This is a genomic window from Dongia sp. (assembly GCF_041905885.1).
Classification (GTDB): domain Bacteria; phylum Pseudomonadota; class Alphaproteobacteria; order Dongiales; family Dongiaceae; genus Dongia.
The window spans coordinates 67,429-84,510 of the sequence record NZ_JAYRKD010000020.1; the positions used below are offsets into that span (position 1 = coordinate 67,429).

The 17,082-nt window shown below is 65.6% G+C and carries 15 protein-coding genes; 3 read left to right on the forward strand and 12 right to left on the reverse strand.

From position 1 onward, the window contains the following. Positions 1–438, reverse strand: a 438-nt coding sequence (locus ACH2CY_RS19115) for an S-adenosylmethionine:tRNA ribosyltransferase-isomerase (RefSeq protein WP_395020932.1), incomplete at its 3' end; no start/stop codon positions are given. Between the two features lie 100 nt (positions 439–538). Between ACH2CY_RS19115 and ACH2CY_RS19120 the strand changes: the two genes are divergently transcribed. Further along, entirely contained in the window at positions 539–1,252 is a 714-nt protein-coding gene (locus tag ACH2CY_RS19120) for a queuosine precursor transporter (RefSeq protein ID WP_395020934.1), read from the forward strand. A 21-nt stretch (positions 1,253–1,273) separates the two neighbouring features. Here the strand turns inward: ACH2CY_RS19120 and ACH2CY_RS19125 are convergent, their stop codons facing one another. The 9 genes from ACH2CY_RS19125 to rbfA form a co-directional block, all read right to left on the reverse strand. After that, positions 1,274–2,620: a pentapeptide repeat-containing protein gene (locus ACH2CY_RS19125; RefSeq protein ID WP_395020935.1), complete on the reverse strand. Its 1,347-nt coding sequence runs from the start codon at positions 2,618–2,620 to the stop codon at positions 1,274–1,276. Between the two features lie 66 nt (positions 2,621–2,686). Next, the gene (locus ACH2CY_RS19130) at positions 2,687–3,613 is read right to left on the reverse strand and encodes a DMT family transporter (protein WP_395020937.1); all 927 of its coding nucleotides are present in this window, start codon (positions 3,611–3,613) and stop codon (positions 2,687–2,689) included. A 3-nt stretch (positions 3,614–3,616) separates the two neighbouring features. Next, positions 3,617–4,522 (reverse strand): DMT family transporter, encoded by a 906-nt coding sequence (locus ACH2CY_RS19135; RefSeq protein WP_395020938.1) that lies wholly within the window; start codon positions 4,520–4,522, stop codon positions 3,617–3,619. Between the two features lie 235 nt (positions 4,523–4,757). Continuing rightward, the gene (locus ACH2CY_RS19140) at positions 4,758–6,158 is read right to left on the reverse strand and encodes an NAD(P)H-dependent flavin oxidoreductase (protein WP_395020940.1); all 1,401 of its coding nucleotides are present in this window, start codon (positions 6,156–6,158) and stop codon (positions 4,758–4,760) included. Positions 6,159–6,270: 112 nt separating this feature from the next. Then, positions 6,271–7,020, reverse strand: coding sequence for a glycerophosphodiester phosphodiesterase family protein (locus ACH2CY_RS19145; protein WP_395020941.1), 750 nt, complete (start codon positions 7,018–7,020; stop codon positions 6,271–6,273). A 12-nt stretch (positions 7,021–7,032) separates the two neighbouring features. Continuing rightward, positions 7,033–9,198, reverse strand: coding sequence for a polyribonucleotide nucleotidyltransferase (gene pnp / locus ACH2CY_RS19150; protein WP_395020943.1), 2,166 nt, complete (start codon positions 9,196–9,198; stop codon positions 7,033–7,035). A gap of 217 nt (positions 9,199–9,415) precedes the next feature. Beyond that, positions 9,416–9,685: a 30S ribosomal protein S15 gene (gene rpsO, locus ACH2CY_RS19155; protein ID WP_395020944.1), complete on the reverse strand. Its 270-nt coding sequence runs from the start codon at positions 9,683–9,685 to the stop codon at positions 9,416–9,418. 22 nt (positions 9,686–9,707) lie between these two features. Continuing rightward, positions 9,708–10,634, reverse strand: coding sequence for a tRNA pseudouridine(55) synthase TruB (gene truB / locus ACH2CY_RS19160; protein ID WP_395020946.1), 927 nt, complete (start codon positions 10,632–10,634; stop codon positions 9,708–9,710). Beyond that, entirely contained in the window at positions 10,634–11,188 is a 555-nt protein-coding gene (gene rbfA, locus ACH2CY_RS19165; protein ID WP_395020947.1) for a 30S ribosome-binding factor RbfA, read from the reverse strand. Before rbfA ends, truB begins: the two co-directional genes overlap by 1 nt. A 165-nt stretch (positions 11,189–11,353) precedes the next feature. Here rbfA and ACH2CY_RS19170 point away from each other — a divergent pair, with 165 nt between their 5' ends. Further along, entirely contained in the window at positions 11,354–12,805 is a 1,452-nt protein-coding gene (locus ACH2CY_RS19170) for a DUF2252 domain-containing protein (protein ID WP_395020949.1), read from the forward strand. A gap of 12 nt (positions 12,806–12,817) precedes the next feature. Here ACH2CY_RS19170 and ACH2CY_RS19175 read toward each other — a convergent pair whose 3' ends face one another. Beyond that, complete coding sequence (locus ACH2CY_RS19175) at positions 12,818–13,348, reverse strand: GrpB family protein (RefSeq protein WP_395020951.1); 531 nt, start codon at positions 13,346–13,348, stop codon at positions 12,818–12,820. A 123-nt stretch (positions 13,349–13,471) separates the two neighbouring features. Here ACH2CY_RS19175 and ACH2CY_RS19180 point away from each other — a divergent pair, with 123 nt between their 5' ends. After that, positions 13,472–14,410, forward strand: a complete 939-nt coding sequence (locus ACH2CY_RS19180) for a tetratricopeptide repeat protein (protein ID WP_395020952.1) — start codon at positions 13,472–13,474, stop codon at positions 14,408–14,410. Between the two features lie 60 nt (positions 14,411–14,470). Here the strand turns inward: ACH2CY_RS19180 and infB are convergent, their stop codons facing one another. Continuing rightward, positions 14,471–17,062: a translation initiation factor IF-2 gene (gene infB, locus ACH2CY_RS19185; protein WP_395020954.1), complete on the reverse strand. Its 2,592-nt coding sequence runs from the start codon at positions 17,060–17,062 to the stop codon at positions 14,471–14,473. Positions 17,063–17,082 lie beyond the last annotated feature (20 nt).

Below are 17,082 nucleotides of genomic sequence, written 5' to 3' on the forward strand. Positions count from 1 at the left end.
ACCCTCCCCCAAAGATGGGGGAGGGAGAAGATCAGCGAGCTCGGCGCCTCCAGTCCCCTCCCCCGATTTCGGGGGAGGGTTAGGGTGGGGGTGCGACTGATGACTCTCACCGAACACCACGACGTCCCCGATCTTCAGCTTCTTGCCCGGCTTGGCGAAGGCGTCCCAGGCCCGGGCATCCTCGGGCGAGCGGCGGATCAGGGTGACCTCGATCCGGGCCTCACCCTTCCGGCCCTCGAGCTGGGCCGGGATGACCTTGGTGTCATTGGCGATCAGCAGGTCGCCGGGCTGGAGCAGCTCGGGCAGGTCGCGCACCAGCCGGTCCTCAAGACCGCTCCCGACCACCAGCAAACGCGCGGAATCCCGCGGTTTTGCCGGGTGCCGGGCGATGCGGTCCGGGGGCAGGGGGAAGTCGAAATCGGCGGTTTTCAGGCCCATTGGGCGCGGCTATAACAGCGGCCGATCCGGAAAGCCACCCCCCGAGAATCCAACGGGGAAGCTCAACCCAGACCCGCTGCTCCAGGACCGCCGAGACCCGATGCAGACCAAACTCCCGAAGGCCGAACATTCCACGCTTTACGTCGCGGTGGTGGCGTTCTTCGTGGCCGACCTGCTGATCTCCAACGTGATCGCGGTGAAGATGATCTCGCCCTTCACGGTGTTCGGCTATCCGGTGACCCTGCAGGCGGCGGACCTCATCTTCCCGGTCACCTATATTCTCGGCGACGTCTTGACCGAGGTCTACGGCTTCAAGCGGGCGCGCAAGGCGATCTGGATCGGCTTCGGCTGCAATCTCTTCGCCGCGGCGGCGATCTGGCTGGGCGGGCAGCTCCCGGCCAATCCGGACTGGCAGGACCAGGCGTCCTACGACGCCATCCTCGGCACCCAGTTCCGCATCCTCGGCGCCTCCTTCGCCGCCTACCTGGTGGGCGAGTTCGTGAACTCCACCATCCTCGCCAAGATGAAGGTCTGGACCCAGGGCCGCTATCTCTGGAGCCGCACCATCGGCTCGACCATCGTCGGCCAGGGCTGCGACAGCGCCATCTTCTGCACTCTCGCCTTTTACGGCGAGCCCTGGATGTCGAACGAGGCGCTGTTGAGCCTCATCCTGTTCCAGTGGCTGTTCAAGGTCGCCTACGAGACCGCGGCGACGCCGGTGACCTATCTCGTGGTGAGTTACTTGAAGCGCCACGAGGGCGTCGATGTCTACGACCGGGACACCAAGTTCAACCCGTTCGCGCTGGCTGAGTAAGGGGGAGCCGGGCTGGAGTCGCTACTCGTCCCACGCGATTTCGCATTCCGGCGGACGGTTCTCTTCATCAATCCAGGGAGTGCACGTCGCGGTCTCGGGCGTGGGTTCGAGATAATTAGCAATTGCCTTTCTACAGGCTGGACCTAGGTCGGCACTCGGCTGGGTCTTCCGAATCTGTTGCGCGAGGAGAATGCTCTCCATGTAGCCGGCCCAGTCGCCGTCAAACCAGTCGCGTCCACGCGGATTGGGCGCGCTTCCGCAACGAATATGCACGCCCGTCAGGTCCAGATCAGAGATCGGTGGCGCCTCGGGCGAGCTCAGTGAGCCGATCCCGATCCGGGCACCCGCCAGTTTGGCGTTTCTTACGTACTCCAGTGCATACAATCTCGTATCACGGAGATCGGCGCCGGCGAGGCTGACTTTCCTCCATGAAACCCACTCAAGATCTGCCCCTCGGAAATTCGCTTCCGAGAGGTCTGTCGACTCGAACTTGGCCAGGTGAAGCTCCGTGCCGCGAAAATCGGCGCCGCGCAGGTCAAGCTCAGTGAACTGGAAGCCGCGCAGATTGACACTGCGGAAGTCGAAGGGACCCGGCGTCGGGAAGCGCTCGGTCGGCGGCACTGCGTCACGGGCATAGAGCAACGCCAGAAGCCCGCGGGCCTGTGCATCTTCCGGCCGCAGCGCTACGGCCTGCTCGAGCGACGCCTTCGCCCGCGCATCCCGCTGGTAGAACAGCATCCGGCCGACCGCGGTTGCCCCAGCGGCGGGCTGAAGCGCGGCCACGCGGCGATAGGCCTCCAGGGCGCTCGGATAGTCCTCCCATCTCTCCAGGAACGCCGCGAGGTCCTGCCAAGCACCGATGTCCTGCGGCGCTTGCGCGGTGCGCGCGATCAATCGCCGCCAATCATTTCCGTAGCTGTCGAGATGGTCCCGATATCGAGCATCTTCTGTCAGATCGAGAAGGCAGCTGTTGGTTCGATAGTACGGCCGACTGCCGTCGGTCGGTATCATCCACTGCGCCACGATCTGCCGCGTCGATCCAACCACGAACTTAGGTTCGCAGTCATCGTCGTAGGCGACTTCGACCGATTCTTCGCTGCTGCCCTTATAGATGTTCGTGACCGAGAGCACGACCGCGTCGAGATTGACGCAGGGAAGGATGTCGTTGTCATTCGGCGCGCAGACCACATCGGTCCGAAGCCCGACAACTTTCGCGTCGACGGCAAGATCGGTGTAACGGAAGTACCGCTCGGCATCCGTTTCGGTTAGATCGCTCGTGCTGCAGGTGCAGGCCAAGGCCGCATCGCTGCCCAGCAGGCCGAAAAAAGCCAGCAGCACCGCAGCAAAGATACGCTCCTGCTTCGCCATCGATCCCTCGCCAACACCACGCCTGAACCATAGCACAGGCGCATGCAACCGGCGATGGCGCAGGTTTCAGCCAGGGGCGGCTTTGACTGCCTTTGCTCTGCGCCATTGCGCCCAGGCGAAGAAGGCGATGGCGAAGAGGATGATGCCCAGGCCCAGCGCTTCCAGGGGCGCGGGACGTTCGGCGAGTTGGATCCAGCTCGATGCCAATCCAATCGCCGGTGCCAGCAGCACGCCGAGCGCAACCATGCCGGCTTCGAGGCGCGAGATCAGCAGGAACCAGAGATAGACGGCCACCACGGTTGCCAACACCGTCGTGTAGGTGAGCGCGCCGATGAAGGCCGGGGTCCATTCGATCGCGTGCTCGCCGGGCACGAAGGGGATGAAGAGGCCCATCGAGAGGCCGCCGACCAGGAGCTGCCAGGCGGCGAAGACCGTCGGCTCGTCGCCGTGCCTCTTGTGGAAATGCTGGTAGAGCAGCACGCCGCTCGCCCAGCAGATGCCGGCGATGACCGCCAGCGCCACCGGCATGAACTGCTCCACACCACCGGCCAGCGCCACCAGCAAGGTGCCGACACCCGCGAGCGAGGCGGCGATCCAGCGCCGCGGACCGGCGCGTTCGCCGAGGAAGAGGAAGCCCAAGAGCAGCACCCAGAAGGGCATGGTGTAGGTGAGGACGGCGCTCTTGCCCGCCTCGCCGAACTTCACCGCGATGGCGCCGAGACCGAAATTGCCGGCGGTCTGGACGATGCCGACGATGATCGCGGCTTTCGGTGATTTCAGGCGGATGCTGCCGCCGCGGAGCTTCACGATCGCCAGCATCAGGGGCGCGGCGATGATGCAGCGGATCGCGGTGTAGGTCAGGCCGCCGCAGTAGGTGAGGCCGATCTTCATCACCGCCCAGTGATAGCCCCAGATGATCGAAAGGCCGACGATGATGATCAGCGACATGCTCGGCGAGAGCGTGCGGCTGCGGACGTCGGAGACGACCGCCATCGCTCAGCCCTCGGCCTGGGCGGTGACCGGCAACTTCCTGCGCTGGCTCACCACCATGACGGCGATGCCGGTCAGGATCAGCGCCATGCCGATGGCGTCGGGTCCGCTCGGCCGCTCGCCCAGTTGCAGCCAGCCGGCGGCGATGCCCACCAACGGCACGATCAGCACGATCAGCGAGAGCAGGTTGGCCTCGATCCGCTGCTGCAGCATGAACCAGAGCAGGAAGGCGACGGCACTGGCCGGCCCGACGTTGTAGATCAGCGCCAGGACCAGGCTGGTGGTCCAATGCAACGGCGCTTCCGGCACCAGGAAGGCGAGCAGCGTCAGGATCACGCCGCCGATGCAGAGCTGCCAGGCGGTCAGGGCCAAGGTATCGATCTTTCCGCCATGCCGGCGCATCAGCGCTTGCGTCACCACCGTCCCGGCGCCCCAGCAGATGCTGGCCGAGAGCGCGAAGACGATCGGCTCCCATGAGACGGCCTTGCCGTTGAGGAAGGTCATCACCATGACGCCGGCGAAGGCGACCGCGGTCGCCAGCCATTGCATGAGGCGCGGCCGTTCCTTCAGGAACAGGAAACCGAGGATCATCACCCAGACCGGGAGCGTGTAGTTGAGCACGGCACTCTTGCCCGCTTCGCCGCCGCTCAAGGCAGCCGCGATCAGGCCCTGCGCCAGCGCGGTTTGCAGCAGGCCGATCGCGGCGACGGTCCAGGGTTCGGGAACGCGGAAGCTGCGCCGCAACAGCAGCAGCACAAGGGCCAGAATGATGCCGCCGCCGAGGCAGCGGATCGCCGCGAAGGCGACCGGGCCGGCATCGTGCAGCCCGATCTTCATCACCACCCAGTTATAGCCCCAGCAGACGGCAAGGCCGAGCAGCAGCAGGAGCGATCCGGCGTGCGATCGGGACAAAGTGAGTAATTCCTTTGCTGGAAGCGAAAGAGGGATGCGTCGGGTAGGTTCGAATGGCAGACCCAACTCGCTCGTCATCCTCCGCGAAGGCGGAGGATCCACGAGTTTGCCGCCATCGCTCAGTGATCGCGTCTACGTTCCAGAACTGCTCCGACAAAGTCGTGGATGGTCCGCCTTCGCGGACCATGACGAGTTTAGAGTGAGACTTTTCGAGTTCAAGCGGCGCCGAGCCCGGTCAGTCGCCGGTAACGAGGCGCTCGACCAGCTGCTTGACGGTGGGGATGAAGCCGTTCGAGTAGAAGGGATCGTCGCGGAAGCGGTAGGCGTTGTGGCCGGCGAACATCAGCTGGTCGTCGATCTTGTCCGAATGGCTGATCTCCTGGAGCGTCTTCTGGATGCAGAAGCTGCGCGGGTCGGCCTTGCGCCCGGTGGTGCCCTGCTCGTTCTGCGACCAGTTGGAGAACTGGCACTGCGAGAGGCAGCCCATGCAGTTGATCTGGTCGGTCAGGATCTCGTTGGCCTTCTCCGGCCGGACGAAGATCAAGGTCGAATCCGGCGTGCGCAACGCCTCGGTCAGGCCCTGGTCGACCCAGCTCTGGGCCCGGAGCTTGTCGGCGGCGGTGAGATAGACCAAGCGGCCGCGGGCGCCGACCGGGAACGGCCATTCATGCTCGCCGACCTTGCTCTGGCTGTAGGCGACCTGGTGCTCGGCCCGCGCTTTCAGCTCGTCGAGGAACGGGTTGCTGACCGCCGAGGAGTAGAAGCCGGTCGGGCTGAAGCGGTTCAGGTAGACGTCGCCTTCGTTCAGGTGCAGCAGGCGCTGCTTCCAGGCGTCGGAGATCGGGCTTTCCTGGGTCAAGAGCGGCCGGGTGCCGAACTGGAAGGCGACCGGTCCCATCTCCGGGTTGCCGATCCAGTGATCCCATTCGCGCAAGTACCAGACGCCGCCGGCCATGATGATCGGTGTCTCGGCCAAGCCGCATTCGTCGCGCATCAGCTTCCTGAGCTCGAGCACGCGCGGATAGGGGTCTTGCGGCTGCTTCGGATCCTCGACATTGGAGAGGCCGTTATGACCGCCGGCCAGCCACGGATCCTCGTAGACCACGCCGCCGAGCAGATCATGAAACTTGTGATAGGCGCGTTTCCACAGTGCGCGGAACGCGCGGGCCGACGAGACGATCGGGTAGTAGTGCAGGCCGTAATGCGCGCAGATCTCGGCGATCTTGTAGGGCATGCCGGCGCCGCAGGTGACGCCGTGGATCATGCCCTTGGCGCCTTCCAGCACGCCGTGCAGCACGCGCTCCGCGCCCGCCATCTCCCAGAGCACGTTCATGTGGATGCGGCCATGGCCGTTGGAGGCTTCGTAGGCGATTTTCGCCTGGGTGATGCCGCCCTTGATCGCATAGGCAAGCAGCTCCTCATGGCGCTCGCGCCGGGTCTTGCCGTGATAGATCTGCGGGATCGGGTTGCCGTCGGCGTCATACGAATCCGCGTTGACGCCGGAGAAGGTGCCGATGCCGCCGGCCGCCGCCCAGGCGCCCGACGACTCGCCATTAGAGACCGAGATGCCCTTGCCGCCTTCCACCAGCGGCAGAGCCTCGATCCCCGATATCTTCAGCGTGTTCAGCGGCTTCAAATCAAAACTCCCAGGCCTTCTTTCCACGTCATCGCCGGGCTTGACCCGGCGATCTTTCAGGGCAGGCACCAGATGCCCGGATCAAGTCCGGGCATGACGGTTTCTTTTTGGATTATACGCCTTTGGCCAAGCGGGCCAAGACGGCGCCGGGCGCATCGGTGAAGACGCCGTCGGCGCCCCATTCGATGAGCCGCGCGGCGCGTTCCGGTGCGTTGACCGTCCAGACCAGCACGCCATAGCCGGCCTGTTTCAGCTCGGTCATCCAGCCCTGGGTGGCGTGGTCGGTGTCGATGTTCATGGTGGCGGCCGCGACGCTCCGCGCCTTGGCCAGCCAATCGACTTCGCGGCCCCAGATCAGATAGCCGCGGGGAAACTCCGGCGCCTCGGCATGCGCCGTGCGCAGGCATTCCAGCTCGAAGCTCGAGATCAGCGGCTTCGGCTTGGCTGCGGGCCAGAGCTTGCGGAGCTCCGTCATCACCGCTTTGGCCAGCTCGGCATGGCGCTTCTCGGGCGCCGCCTTGATCTCGACATTGGCCATGAGGTCAAGCTCGGTGAGACAGGCGATGGTCTCGGCCAGGGTCGGAAGCCTGGCGCCCTCGAACGACTTCCCGAACCAGAAGCCGGCGTCGAGGGACTTGAGCTCGGCGATGGACTTGAGATGCGCCGGGCCCTTGCCGCTGGTGGTGCGGTCGAGCGTGTCGTCGTGCAGCACGAAACACTGTCCGTCGGCCGAGAGGCCGACGTCGAACTCGACCCACTTCGCACCCTGCCTGGCCGCCTCGCGGAAGCCCTCCAGGGTGTTCTCGGGGGCGGCCAAGGCCGCGCCCCGATGCCCGATCACCTGCGGAAGTTGGAGCGCCACGCGGGCGGCTCCTTACTCAGCCTGGCGATCCGCGTTCCGCTGGGCGCGACGCTCGGCGTCTTCCTTGGCGATCTGGTCGCTGATGTCGGCGCCGGTCGCCTGATCGACCACCTTCATCGAAAGCTTCACCTTGCCGCGGTCATCCATGCCGATGACCTTGACCTTCACCGTCTGGCCGACGGCGACGACGTCGCCAACCTGCTTCACCCGCTGCGGGGCGAGCTCGCTGATATGCACCAGGCCGTCGCGGCTCCCCAGGAAGTTCACGAAGGCGCCGAAGTCCATGATCTTCACGACCTTGCCTTCGTAGATCACGCCCTGCTCCGGCTCGGCCACGATCCCCTTGATCCAGTTGATCGCCTTCTCGGCGGCGGCGGCATCGACCGCCGCCACCTTGATCGTGCCATCGTCCTCGATGTCGATCTTGGCGCCGGTCATCTCGGTGATCTCGCGGATCACCTTGCCGCCGGTGCCGATCACTTCGCGGATCTTGTCCTTCGGGATGTTGATCACGGTGATGCGCGGCGCGTTCTGGTTCACGCTGTCGCGGGCGCCGGTGAGAGCCTTGGCCATTTCGCCCAGGATGTGGAGACGGCCGCCCTTGGCCTGCTCCAGTGCGATCTGCATGATCTGCGCGGTGATGGACGTGATCTTGATGTCCATCTGCAGGGCGGTGATGCCCTGGTCGGTGCCGGCCACCTTGAAGTCCATGTCGCCGAGGTGATCCTCGTCGCCGAGGATGTCGGAAAGGACGGCGAACTTGTCGCCTTCCTTGATCAGGCCCATGGCGATGCCCGCCACCGGACGCTTCAGCGGAACGCCGGCATCCATCAGCGAGAGCGAGGTGCCGCAGACGGTCGCCATTGACGAGGAGCCGTTGGACTCGGTGATCTCCGAGACGATGCGGACGGTGTAGGGGAAGTCGTCGCCGACCGGGAGCATCGGACGCACCGCGCGCCAGGCCAGCTTGCCATGGCCGATTTCGCGGCGGCCCGGCGAACCCATGCGACCCGCCTCGCCCGTGGAATAGGGCGGGAAGTTGTAGTGCAGCATGAACTTCTCGCGGTATTCGCCGGCGAGCGCGTCGATGATCTGCTCGTCCTGGCCGGTGCCGAGGGTGGCAACGACGAGGGCCTGGGTCTCACCGCGGGTGAACAGCGCCGAGCCATGGGCGCGCGGCAGCACGCCGACTTCCGAGACGATCGGGCGCACGGTCTTCAGGTCGCGGCCGTCGATGCGGCTGGAGGTCGCGAGGATGTTGCCGCGGACGATGTCCTTCTCCAGCTCCTTGAAGAGCTTGCCGACCAGCTCGGCCTTCTTCTCGTCGGTGCCGATGGTCTCCTTCGCCTTGGCCTTCACCTCGGCGACCTTGTTGGTGCGCTCCTGCTTGGCGGTGACCTTGTAGGCATCGGCGAGCGAGGTCGAGAACTGGCTCTTCAGCGCGCCGTAGACGGCGTCCACTTCCGGGTTGGCTTCCGCCAGGGCCCAGGGCTCCTTCGCCGCCTGCTCGGCGAGCTCGATGATCGCGTTGATCACCGGCTGGAACTGCTGATGACCGAAGTTGACCGCGCCCAGCATGACCTCTTCCGAGAGCTCCTGCGCTTCCGACTCCACCATCAGCACGCCTTCGGCGGTGCCGGCGACCACGAGGTCGAGCTTGGAGTTCGGCAGGTCGCTGAGCTTCGGGTTCAGCACATACTGGCCTTCGATGTAGCCGACGCGCGCGGCGCCGATCGGGCCCATGAAGGGAATGCCGGAGAGCGTCAGCGCCGCGGAAGCGCCGACCATGGCGACGATGTCCGGATCGTTCTCCATGTCATGGGAGAGAGTGGTGCAGACCACCTGGGTCTCATGACGATAGGCGGCGTGGAACAGCGGGCGGATCGGCCGGTCGATCAGGCGCGAGGTGAGAATTTCCTTCTCGCTCGGACGGCCTTCGCGCTTGAAGAAGCCGCCGGGGATCTTGCCCGCGGCGAAGGTCTTCTCCTGGTAGTTGACGGTCAGCGGGAAGAAATCGACGCCCGGCTTCGGCGCCTTGGCGCCGACCGCGGTGCAGAGCACCACCGTGTCGCCGTAGCTCGCGAGCACGGCGCCATCGGCCTGGCGGGCAATGCGGCCGGTCTCGAGAACGAGCTTGCGGCCACCCCAGTTGAGTTCTTTCCGGAAAATCTTGAACATTGGATTCGAGTCCTTTCAGACTCCCGCAGATCGGGAGTCTCATACAGCGTTGCGACCGATGCGACGCCGGACCCGCGGAAGCAACGCTGCTCAAGTTTTGTGGTGCGTTGCTTGCGTCGGCCCGGCCCCGAAAGATCCCGCTTGCCGGTCGCGGTAATTGGGCGGGATCCTGAATGTGACAATCCCGCCCCTTTGCAGGGACGGGATCGTTTCGTCGTTAGCGGCGCAGGCCGAGACGGCTGATGATCTCGGTGTAGCGCGCGTTGTTCTTCTTCTTGAGATAGTCGAGCAGGCGACGGCGCTGGCCGACCATGACCAGCAGGCCGCGACGGGAATGGAAATCCTTCTCGTGGCCCTGCAGGTGTTCCGTCAGATTCTTGATCCGCTCGGAGAGGATTGCGATCTGAACTTCGGGGCTGCCGGTGTCGTTGGTGCCCTTGGCGTATTCCTTGATGACTTCCGATTTCCGCTCTGCGGTAATCGACATCGGGTTTCTCCTTTCGAGAAATCTAAAGGTTCATCACGCGCACCGGAACGAGCTCGCCTGCTTCGAAACGGGTCAAAGCAACCAGCCTGCCTTCCGACATGGCGCAAACCATGTCGCCCGGGGCAAATCCCCGGATGCGGTCGCGGTCTAGACGGTGGAGAAGCCCAACCGGTTGTCCGGACCGAAGGCGTATCGCCTCGGTGGCCGTCAAGGCCAGTGCCGGGATGTCGTCCAGCGCGGTCTCGATCGGCAAAACGTGCTTAAAAGCGGCGGGACTATGTCCCAAAGCCTTCAGGGGGTCCAGCGAAATCGCCCCCGCCTCGGTGAAGGGACCCACCCCCGTCCGGCGCAGGGCTGAGACATGCCCGACCGACCCCAGCGCCAGCGCGATATCCCGGGCTAAGGCCCTCATATAAGTGCCTTTTCCGCACTTTACCGCGAAGGTCGCGTGGTCCGGATCGGGCCGTTCGGTGAGCTGCAGATCGTGGATTTCCACGGTCCGGGGCGCGAGCTCAACCACCTCCCCGTCCCGGGCCAGGTCATAGGCCCGCTCGCCCTGGACCTTGATGGCCGAGAAGGCCGGCGGGGTCTGGGTCACCGACCCGGTGAAGCGGGGCAGGACCGCGACGATCTCGGCATCCGAGGGCCGGACATCGGAGCGGGCGGTCACCTCGCCCTCGCCGTCATCGGTGGTCCGGGCCTCGCCGAATTTCAGGGTGAAGCGGTAGGCCTTCTCGCCGTCCATGACCAAGGACATGGTCTTGGTCGCTTCGCCGAGCGCAATCGGCAGCACGCCGCTCGCCAACGGGTCGAGGGTCCCGCCATGGCCGGCCTTCTGGGCGTCGAACAGCCGCTTCACCGCGCCCACCGCCGCGGTCGAGGTGATGCCGACCGGCTTGTCCAGGATCACCCAGCCATCGACCTTCTGGCCCTTCTTGCGCCGAGCCATCAGTTTTCGTCTTCGTCGCGGCGCGGGTGTTTCGTACCCCCACCCCTACCCTCCCCCGAATCGGGGGAGGGGGATTCTTCTCCCGCCCCCGATTCGGGGGCGGGCCGGGGTGGGGGTACGTCCGCATCATCAAACTCGTCGTCGTCGCGCGCGAGGTCGCGGGCGACGGCGGGATCGTGCAAGGCGGCTTCGATCCGGCTCGCCTCGTCGAAGCTTTCGTCGAGCTTGAAGCGGATGGTCGGCGAGAACTGCATCCGCACTTCACGCGCCAGCATGCCGCGAAAATAGCCGGCGGCACGGTTCAGCGCCTTGATCAGTGGCGCGGAATCCTCGCCGCTCACCGTGGCGCCCAGCGGCACGACGAAGGCGGTGGCGTTCCGGAGGTCCGGGCTGATCCTGACCTCGGTGACCGTGACCTGCTTGCCGTAGAGGTCGGGATCATCCAGCCGGTCGGCCTCGAAAGTCAGGATGTGCGACAGCGCATGGCGAATCTCTTCGCCGACCCGCAAGGGGCGCTGACCGGTGGGGGTGGATGATTTCTTCTTCCTGGGCATTTCCGCGCTGCAATTGCGCGGATTGGCGCGAGAGTCAAGCTTTCCGGCACGCCGGCCCCGGGACCTGGCCGGAAGGCCCGGGAGTCCCGGACGTTGACGGGAGTCAAGGTGCGACCCTGCCGACCGGCCCATCTTCCCAGAAGTCATTTCGCTGAGGAGCCGTCGATGCCGCGTGCCGCCCGCCACGACTTGAAGATCAGCAAGACAAAGATCGCCGGGTCGAGGCAGTCCGCGCAACCCGGCGCTCCCGGCGCCGACCGTCCCGCGGCGGCGCTGCTGGCGGCCGGCAAGGCACTGCGCGACAAGCTCCCGCGCCAGGATCACGCGATCTTCAAGCGCGACAAGAAGCTCGACGTGCTGGCGCTGCTGAAGGCTTCGGATCGCGGGCGAATCGAGCAGCTGCTCCCGATCCGCTACGGGCGGATGCTGCAATCGCCCTTCGCCTTCTTTCGCGGCTCGGCAGGCGTGATGGCGGCCGACCTCGCCAAGTCACCGGCAACCGGCATCCAGGTGCAGGCCTGCGGCGACTGTCATCTGATGAACTTCGGCGGCTTCGCCACGCCGGAGCGCAACATCCTCTTCGACATCAACGATTTCGACGAGACCGCGCCGGCGCCCTGGGAATGGGACCTGAAGCGCCTGGTGGCGTCCTTCGTGCTGGCGGCCCGAAGCGTCGGGCTTTCCGACAGCAAAGCGCGCGACATCGCCGTTACCTGCGCGCGTGGCTATCGCAAGCAACTCCAAGCCTATTCCGAGATGAGCCCGCTCGAGGTCTGGTACGCCCGGATCACGCTAGACGACCTGCTGGCCGAAGCGCCCGCGGCGCTGCGCAAGAATTATGGCCCCGGGCTCCTGGCTCGGGTCAAGAAGGCGACCGCCGATCTTTCCTCGGAGCTGATCTATCCCGAACTCGCCGGCCTGGTCGGCGGCCAGGTCCGCATCCATGACGCGCCGCCCCTGATCTACCATCCCGACGACGTCAGTGCCGACGAATGGCACGACCTGCTGCAGGCGGGTTTGCACGACTACGCCAAGACCCTGGCCGACGACCGGCGCGCGCTGATCGACCAGTACCGGCTGGTGGATGGCGCGATCAAGGTGGTGGGGATCGGCAGCGTCGGCACCAGTTGCCTGGTCATCCTGATGATGTCGGCCAACAACGATCCCCTGTTCCTGCAATGGAAGGAAGCGCGGCAGTCGGTGCTCGAGCCCTATGCCGGCGAGAGCGTCTACACCCATCCCGGCCAGCGCGTGGTGATGGGGCAGCGGCTGATGCAGCCGGCGACCGACGTCTTCATGGGCTGGGCCACCGGCCGCGGCGGCAAGCGCGGCTACATGCGCCAGCTGCGCGATGTGAAGATCAAGCCGCTGGTCGAGACCATGGACGCGGCGGCACTGACCTTCTATGCGAAGATGTGCGGCTGGGTGCTGGCGCGGGCCCATACCAAGGCCGGCGCCCGTGAGCTGGAGATCGCCGGCTATCTCGGCAGCCAGGACAATTTTGACGAGGCGATGGGAAAGTTCGCCATCGCCTATGCCGACCAGGCCGAGCGCGACCACGCGGCTCTCAAAGCCGCGGTGCGCGCCGGCAAGATCGCCGTGCACATCGAGGAGTAGCCGCGCCGGAGGTCAAGCGTTGCGCGCGGAATACCAGGCCAGCGCCAGGGCTTCGGTCTGGTCGATCCAGGGCCGTTTTGCCGCGCCATAGGCATGGGAATCGCCGGGATGCTGGTCCCGCGCGCGGCGCTTCACCGCGGCATAGGCGGAAGCGGCGCCGGGGTGGGTGCGGAGATAATCCCGAAAGGCGAGATGGCGATGGGCATCGGGCGATCCCATGACAAAGAAGTGGAGCTGCGCCATCCGCCGCGTGCCGACATCCCGGGTGCAATAGCGCCGCCCGGGAGTGCCGTACTCGCCATGCCAGCGATAGCCCAGCGCCTCGACCGCGGCGCGCTCCCGATCCAGCGCCTCCAGATCGGTCACCAGGAGCATGAGGTCGATGATCGGCTTGGCGATCAGCCCCGGCACCGAAGTCGAGCCGATGTGGTGCGCGGCGACCAGCGTGGGCTCCAACACCCGCAGCCGCGCAATCCGCTCCTGCGCCTGCCGCGGCCAGTCGGGATCGTAGTCGGTGAAGTGGACGGGGAAAGGATCGGGCATACGTCGATCGTAACACAGTTCCACTTCCGCTCTCGTCGCCACGTGCCAGCACCCCAAGTTGACCGCATCTCGCGCCGCGACTTAGAGTTCGAGCCGCCGCCGAAGCCGAGGAGTGATCTGCGCATGCGTTTCTGGTTCCGAGCCGCCCTCGCAGCCATGGTCATCGGGCATTCCGGCCTGGCTATGGCCGACGGAAACGGTGACTTCGTCGAATGCGTTGCAGCGTTCCTCCAGGAAGACGACGACAAGGCGCTGGCGCTCTGTACCCTGGCCCTGAAGTCGGGCGATCTTTCCCATCAGCAGACCGTCAACGCGCTGACCACTCGAGGCGCTCTCTATGTAAGCAAAGGCGACTACGACAAGGCCATCCAAGACTTAGATGAGGCGATCCGCCTGAAGCCGGGCGAAGCCAGCGCCTACAACAACCGAGGCATTGCCTATGCCGGCAAAGGCGAATACGACCGGGCAATCCAGGACTTCGACCAGGCGATCCTGCTGAAGCCGGACGATGGAGCGGCCTATACAGGTCGCGCCAGCACTTACGCCAACAAGGGCAAGTATGACTTGGCGATCCAGGGATATGACCAGGCGATTCGGCTGAGCCCGAACTCGACGTACGTTTCCCTATCGAGAGCCAAGCTGCTGTTCGAACTCGCCCGTTTCAGCGACGCCGTCGACGCGCTCGAGGAATTGGTCGACGCCCATCCCGAACTTGCCGAAGGCGCACTCTGGCTCTCTCTGGCGCAGCGGCGCGCAGGGGACGGCGCCGATGACGCACTGAAGGCCCATGAAGAAGCGCTCGATCTGGGGGAGTGGCCCGGGGCCGTGGTTCGCCTCTACCTTGGCCAGATCTCGCGGGACGCAGTGCAGGCAGCCACCCATGATCCGGATGAAGCAACCGCGCGGCTTCGCTCTTGCGACGCCGCGTTCTACATCGCCGAGCTGGATCTCATCTCCGGGCAGATCGAGTCGGCCAAGCCTGGATTCCAGCATGTCATCGACATCTGCCCCAAGAGCTACACCGTATCTCGGATAGCCAAGGCAGAGCTCGGCCGGTTGTAGAGAAACAAAAGGCCGGATGTCACCATCCGGCCTTCTCGTTCTGGATCGAGGCTCCTGGCGTTACGCCAAGGCTCTCGCGACTTCTTCCATTTCGAAGCACTCGATGACGTCGCCCTTCTGGATGTTGTCGTAGTTCTCGAAGGCCATGCCGCATTCGAAGCCTTCCTTCACCTCGCGGACCTCGTCCTTGAAGCGGCGGAGGGTTTTGAGCGTGCCCTCGTGGATCACCACGTTGTCGCGCAGCAGGCGCACCTTGGCGCCGCGCTTGACCTGGCCTTCGGTCACCATGCAGCCGGCAACCTTGCCGACCTTGGTGATGTTGAAGATCTCGCGGATCTCCGCGTTGCCGAGGAACTGCTCGCGCAGGGTCGGCGCCAGCATGCCCGAGAGGGCCGCCTTCGCGTCATCCACCACATTGTAGATGATCGAGTAGTAGCGGATATCGACATGGTCGCGCTTGGCCAATTCGCGCGCTTGAGGATTCGCGCGGACGTTGAAGCCGATGATCAGGCCGGCCGAAGCACGGGCCAGCGTCACGTCGGATTCGTTGATGCCGCCGACGCCGGAATGCAGGATCCGCACCGCGACTTCATCGGTCGAGAGGTTGTTCAAGCTGTTGACGATCGCCTCGACCGAGCCTTGGACGTCGGCCTTGATCACCACCGGCAGCTCCTTGGCCTCGCCGGTCGCGATCTTGGAGAACATCTCCTCGAGCGTGCCGCGCGCACCCGCCGCCGCCTGCTTCTGGCGGAGCTGATGCTGGCGGAACTCGGTGATCTCGCGGGCGCGGGCCTCGGATTCGACCACCGAGAAGACATCGCCGGCCTGCGGCGTGCCCTGGAGGCCGAGTACCTCGACCGGGGTCGCGGGGCCGGCATTGTCGACATTGGCGCCGCGCTCGTCGAGCATCGCGCGGACGCGGCCCCATTCGGTGCCGGCGACGAAGATATCGCCGACATGGAGCGTGCCCTTTTGCACGAGGAGGGTCGCCACCGCGCCGCGGCCGCGCTCCAGCTTGGCCTCGATGACGGCGCCCTGGGCCATGCGGTTCGGGTTGGCCTTCAGGTCGAGGATTTCCGCCTGCAGCAACAACGTCTCCTCGAGCTTGTCGAGGTTCATCTTGGTCTTGGCCGAGACTTCGACGGTCAGGATGTCGCCGCCCAGGTCTTCGGTCACCAGCTCGTGGTTCAAGAGCTCCTGGCGGACCTTCTGCGCGTTCGCATCCGGCTTATCCATCTTGTTGATGGCGACCAGGATCGGCACTTCCGCGGCCTTCGCGTGGCGGATCGCCTCGACGGTCTGCGGCATGATGCCGTCATCGCCGGCGACCACCAGCACGACGATGTCGGTCACGTTCGCGCCGCGCGCGCGCATCTCGGTGAAGGCCGCGTGGCCCGGCGTGTCGATGAAGGTGATCTTCTTTCCGGCAGGCGTGGTCACTTGATAGGCGCCGATATGCTGGGTGATGCCGCCCGCTTCATGGGCCGCGACATCGGCCTGGCGGATCGCATCCAGCAGCGACGTCTTGCCGTGATCGACATGGCCCATGATGGTGACGACCGGCGGCCGCGGCAGCAGATGCTCGGCTGAATCTTCCTCGCCCTCGACGCCGACTTCGACGTCCGACGCCGAGACGCGGCGCATGCGATGGCCGAACTCGGAGATCACGAGCTCCGCGGTATCGGCGTCGATGGTCTGGTTGATGGTCGCCATCACGCCCATCTTCATCAGCGCCTTGATCACGTCGCCGCCGCGTTCCGCCATGCGGTTCGCCAGCTCCTGGACGGTGATCGCTTCCGGCACGATGACGTCGCGCACGACCTTCAAGGCCGCGCCCTGATCCATCATCAGCGCGCGCTTCTCCTTCTCGGTGCGGCGACGGAAGGCCGCGACCGAACGGGTGCGCTCGCTGCCCTCGGTGTCGAGGGCCTGGACCACGGTCAGCTTGGCACCGCGACGGCGTTCGTCGCCACGGGTGCGGGTCGGCGCCGGCTTCGGCGCGACCGCCGGACGGCCGGGGATACCGACGCGACGACGCGGCGCGTCGTCCGCTTCCTCGGTCGCCTGCTTGGCCATCGCCTTGTTGAGATGCATCTTGCCGACATGGGCATGCGCGCCCGCTTCGGCGGTCTTCTCGGCGCGTGCGGCGGTCACCGCGGCGGCCTGCGCCTGGGTCTCGCGCGCGACCTTGGTGGCTTCCTCGGCGGCCTTGCGTTCTTCCTCTTCGCGGCGGCGCTTGTCGACCTCGGCCTTCTCGCGCTCGGTCCGTTCGGCGGCGCGCTTGGCCTCTTCCTCCTCGAACTGCTTGCGGACGTCCTCGTCGCGCTTGGCCTGCTCGAGCGCCTTGGTGCGGGCGACCCGCTCATGCTCGGTCAGGGTGTGGTGCGGACGGTCGTCAACCTCCACCGCGGCCGGCGCCGGCGTGGTCAGGCCAAGCTTCGCCTCGGCCTCGTGCGGGACCTCGGTCATCTTGCCGCCGGCGCCCTGGGTGTAGGTGCGCTTCTTCTTCAGCTCGACCGTGACCGTCTTGGTGCGGCCATGCGGGAAGCTCTGGCGAACCTGGCCGCCATCGACCGTCTTCTTCAGCTCCAGCTTGCCCGGCGAGGACAGCTTGAGCGGTTTCCGGGTCGGGGCTTCGGTTTCGTTGCTCATCGTTGCTTCAGTTCCAGTTC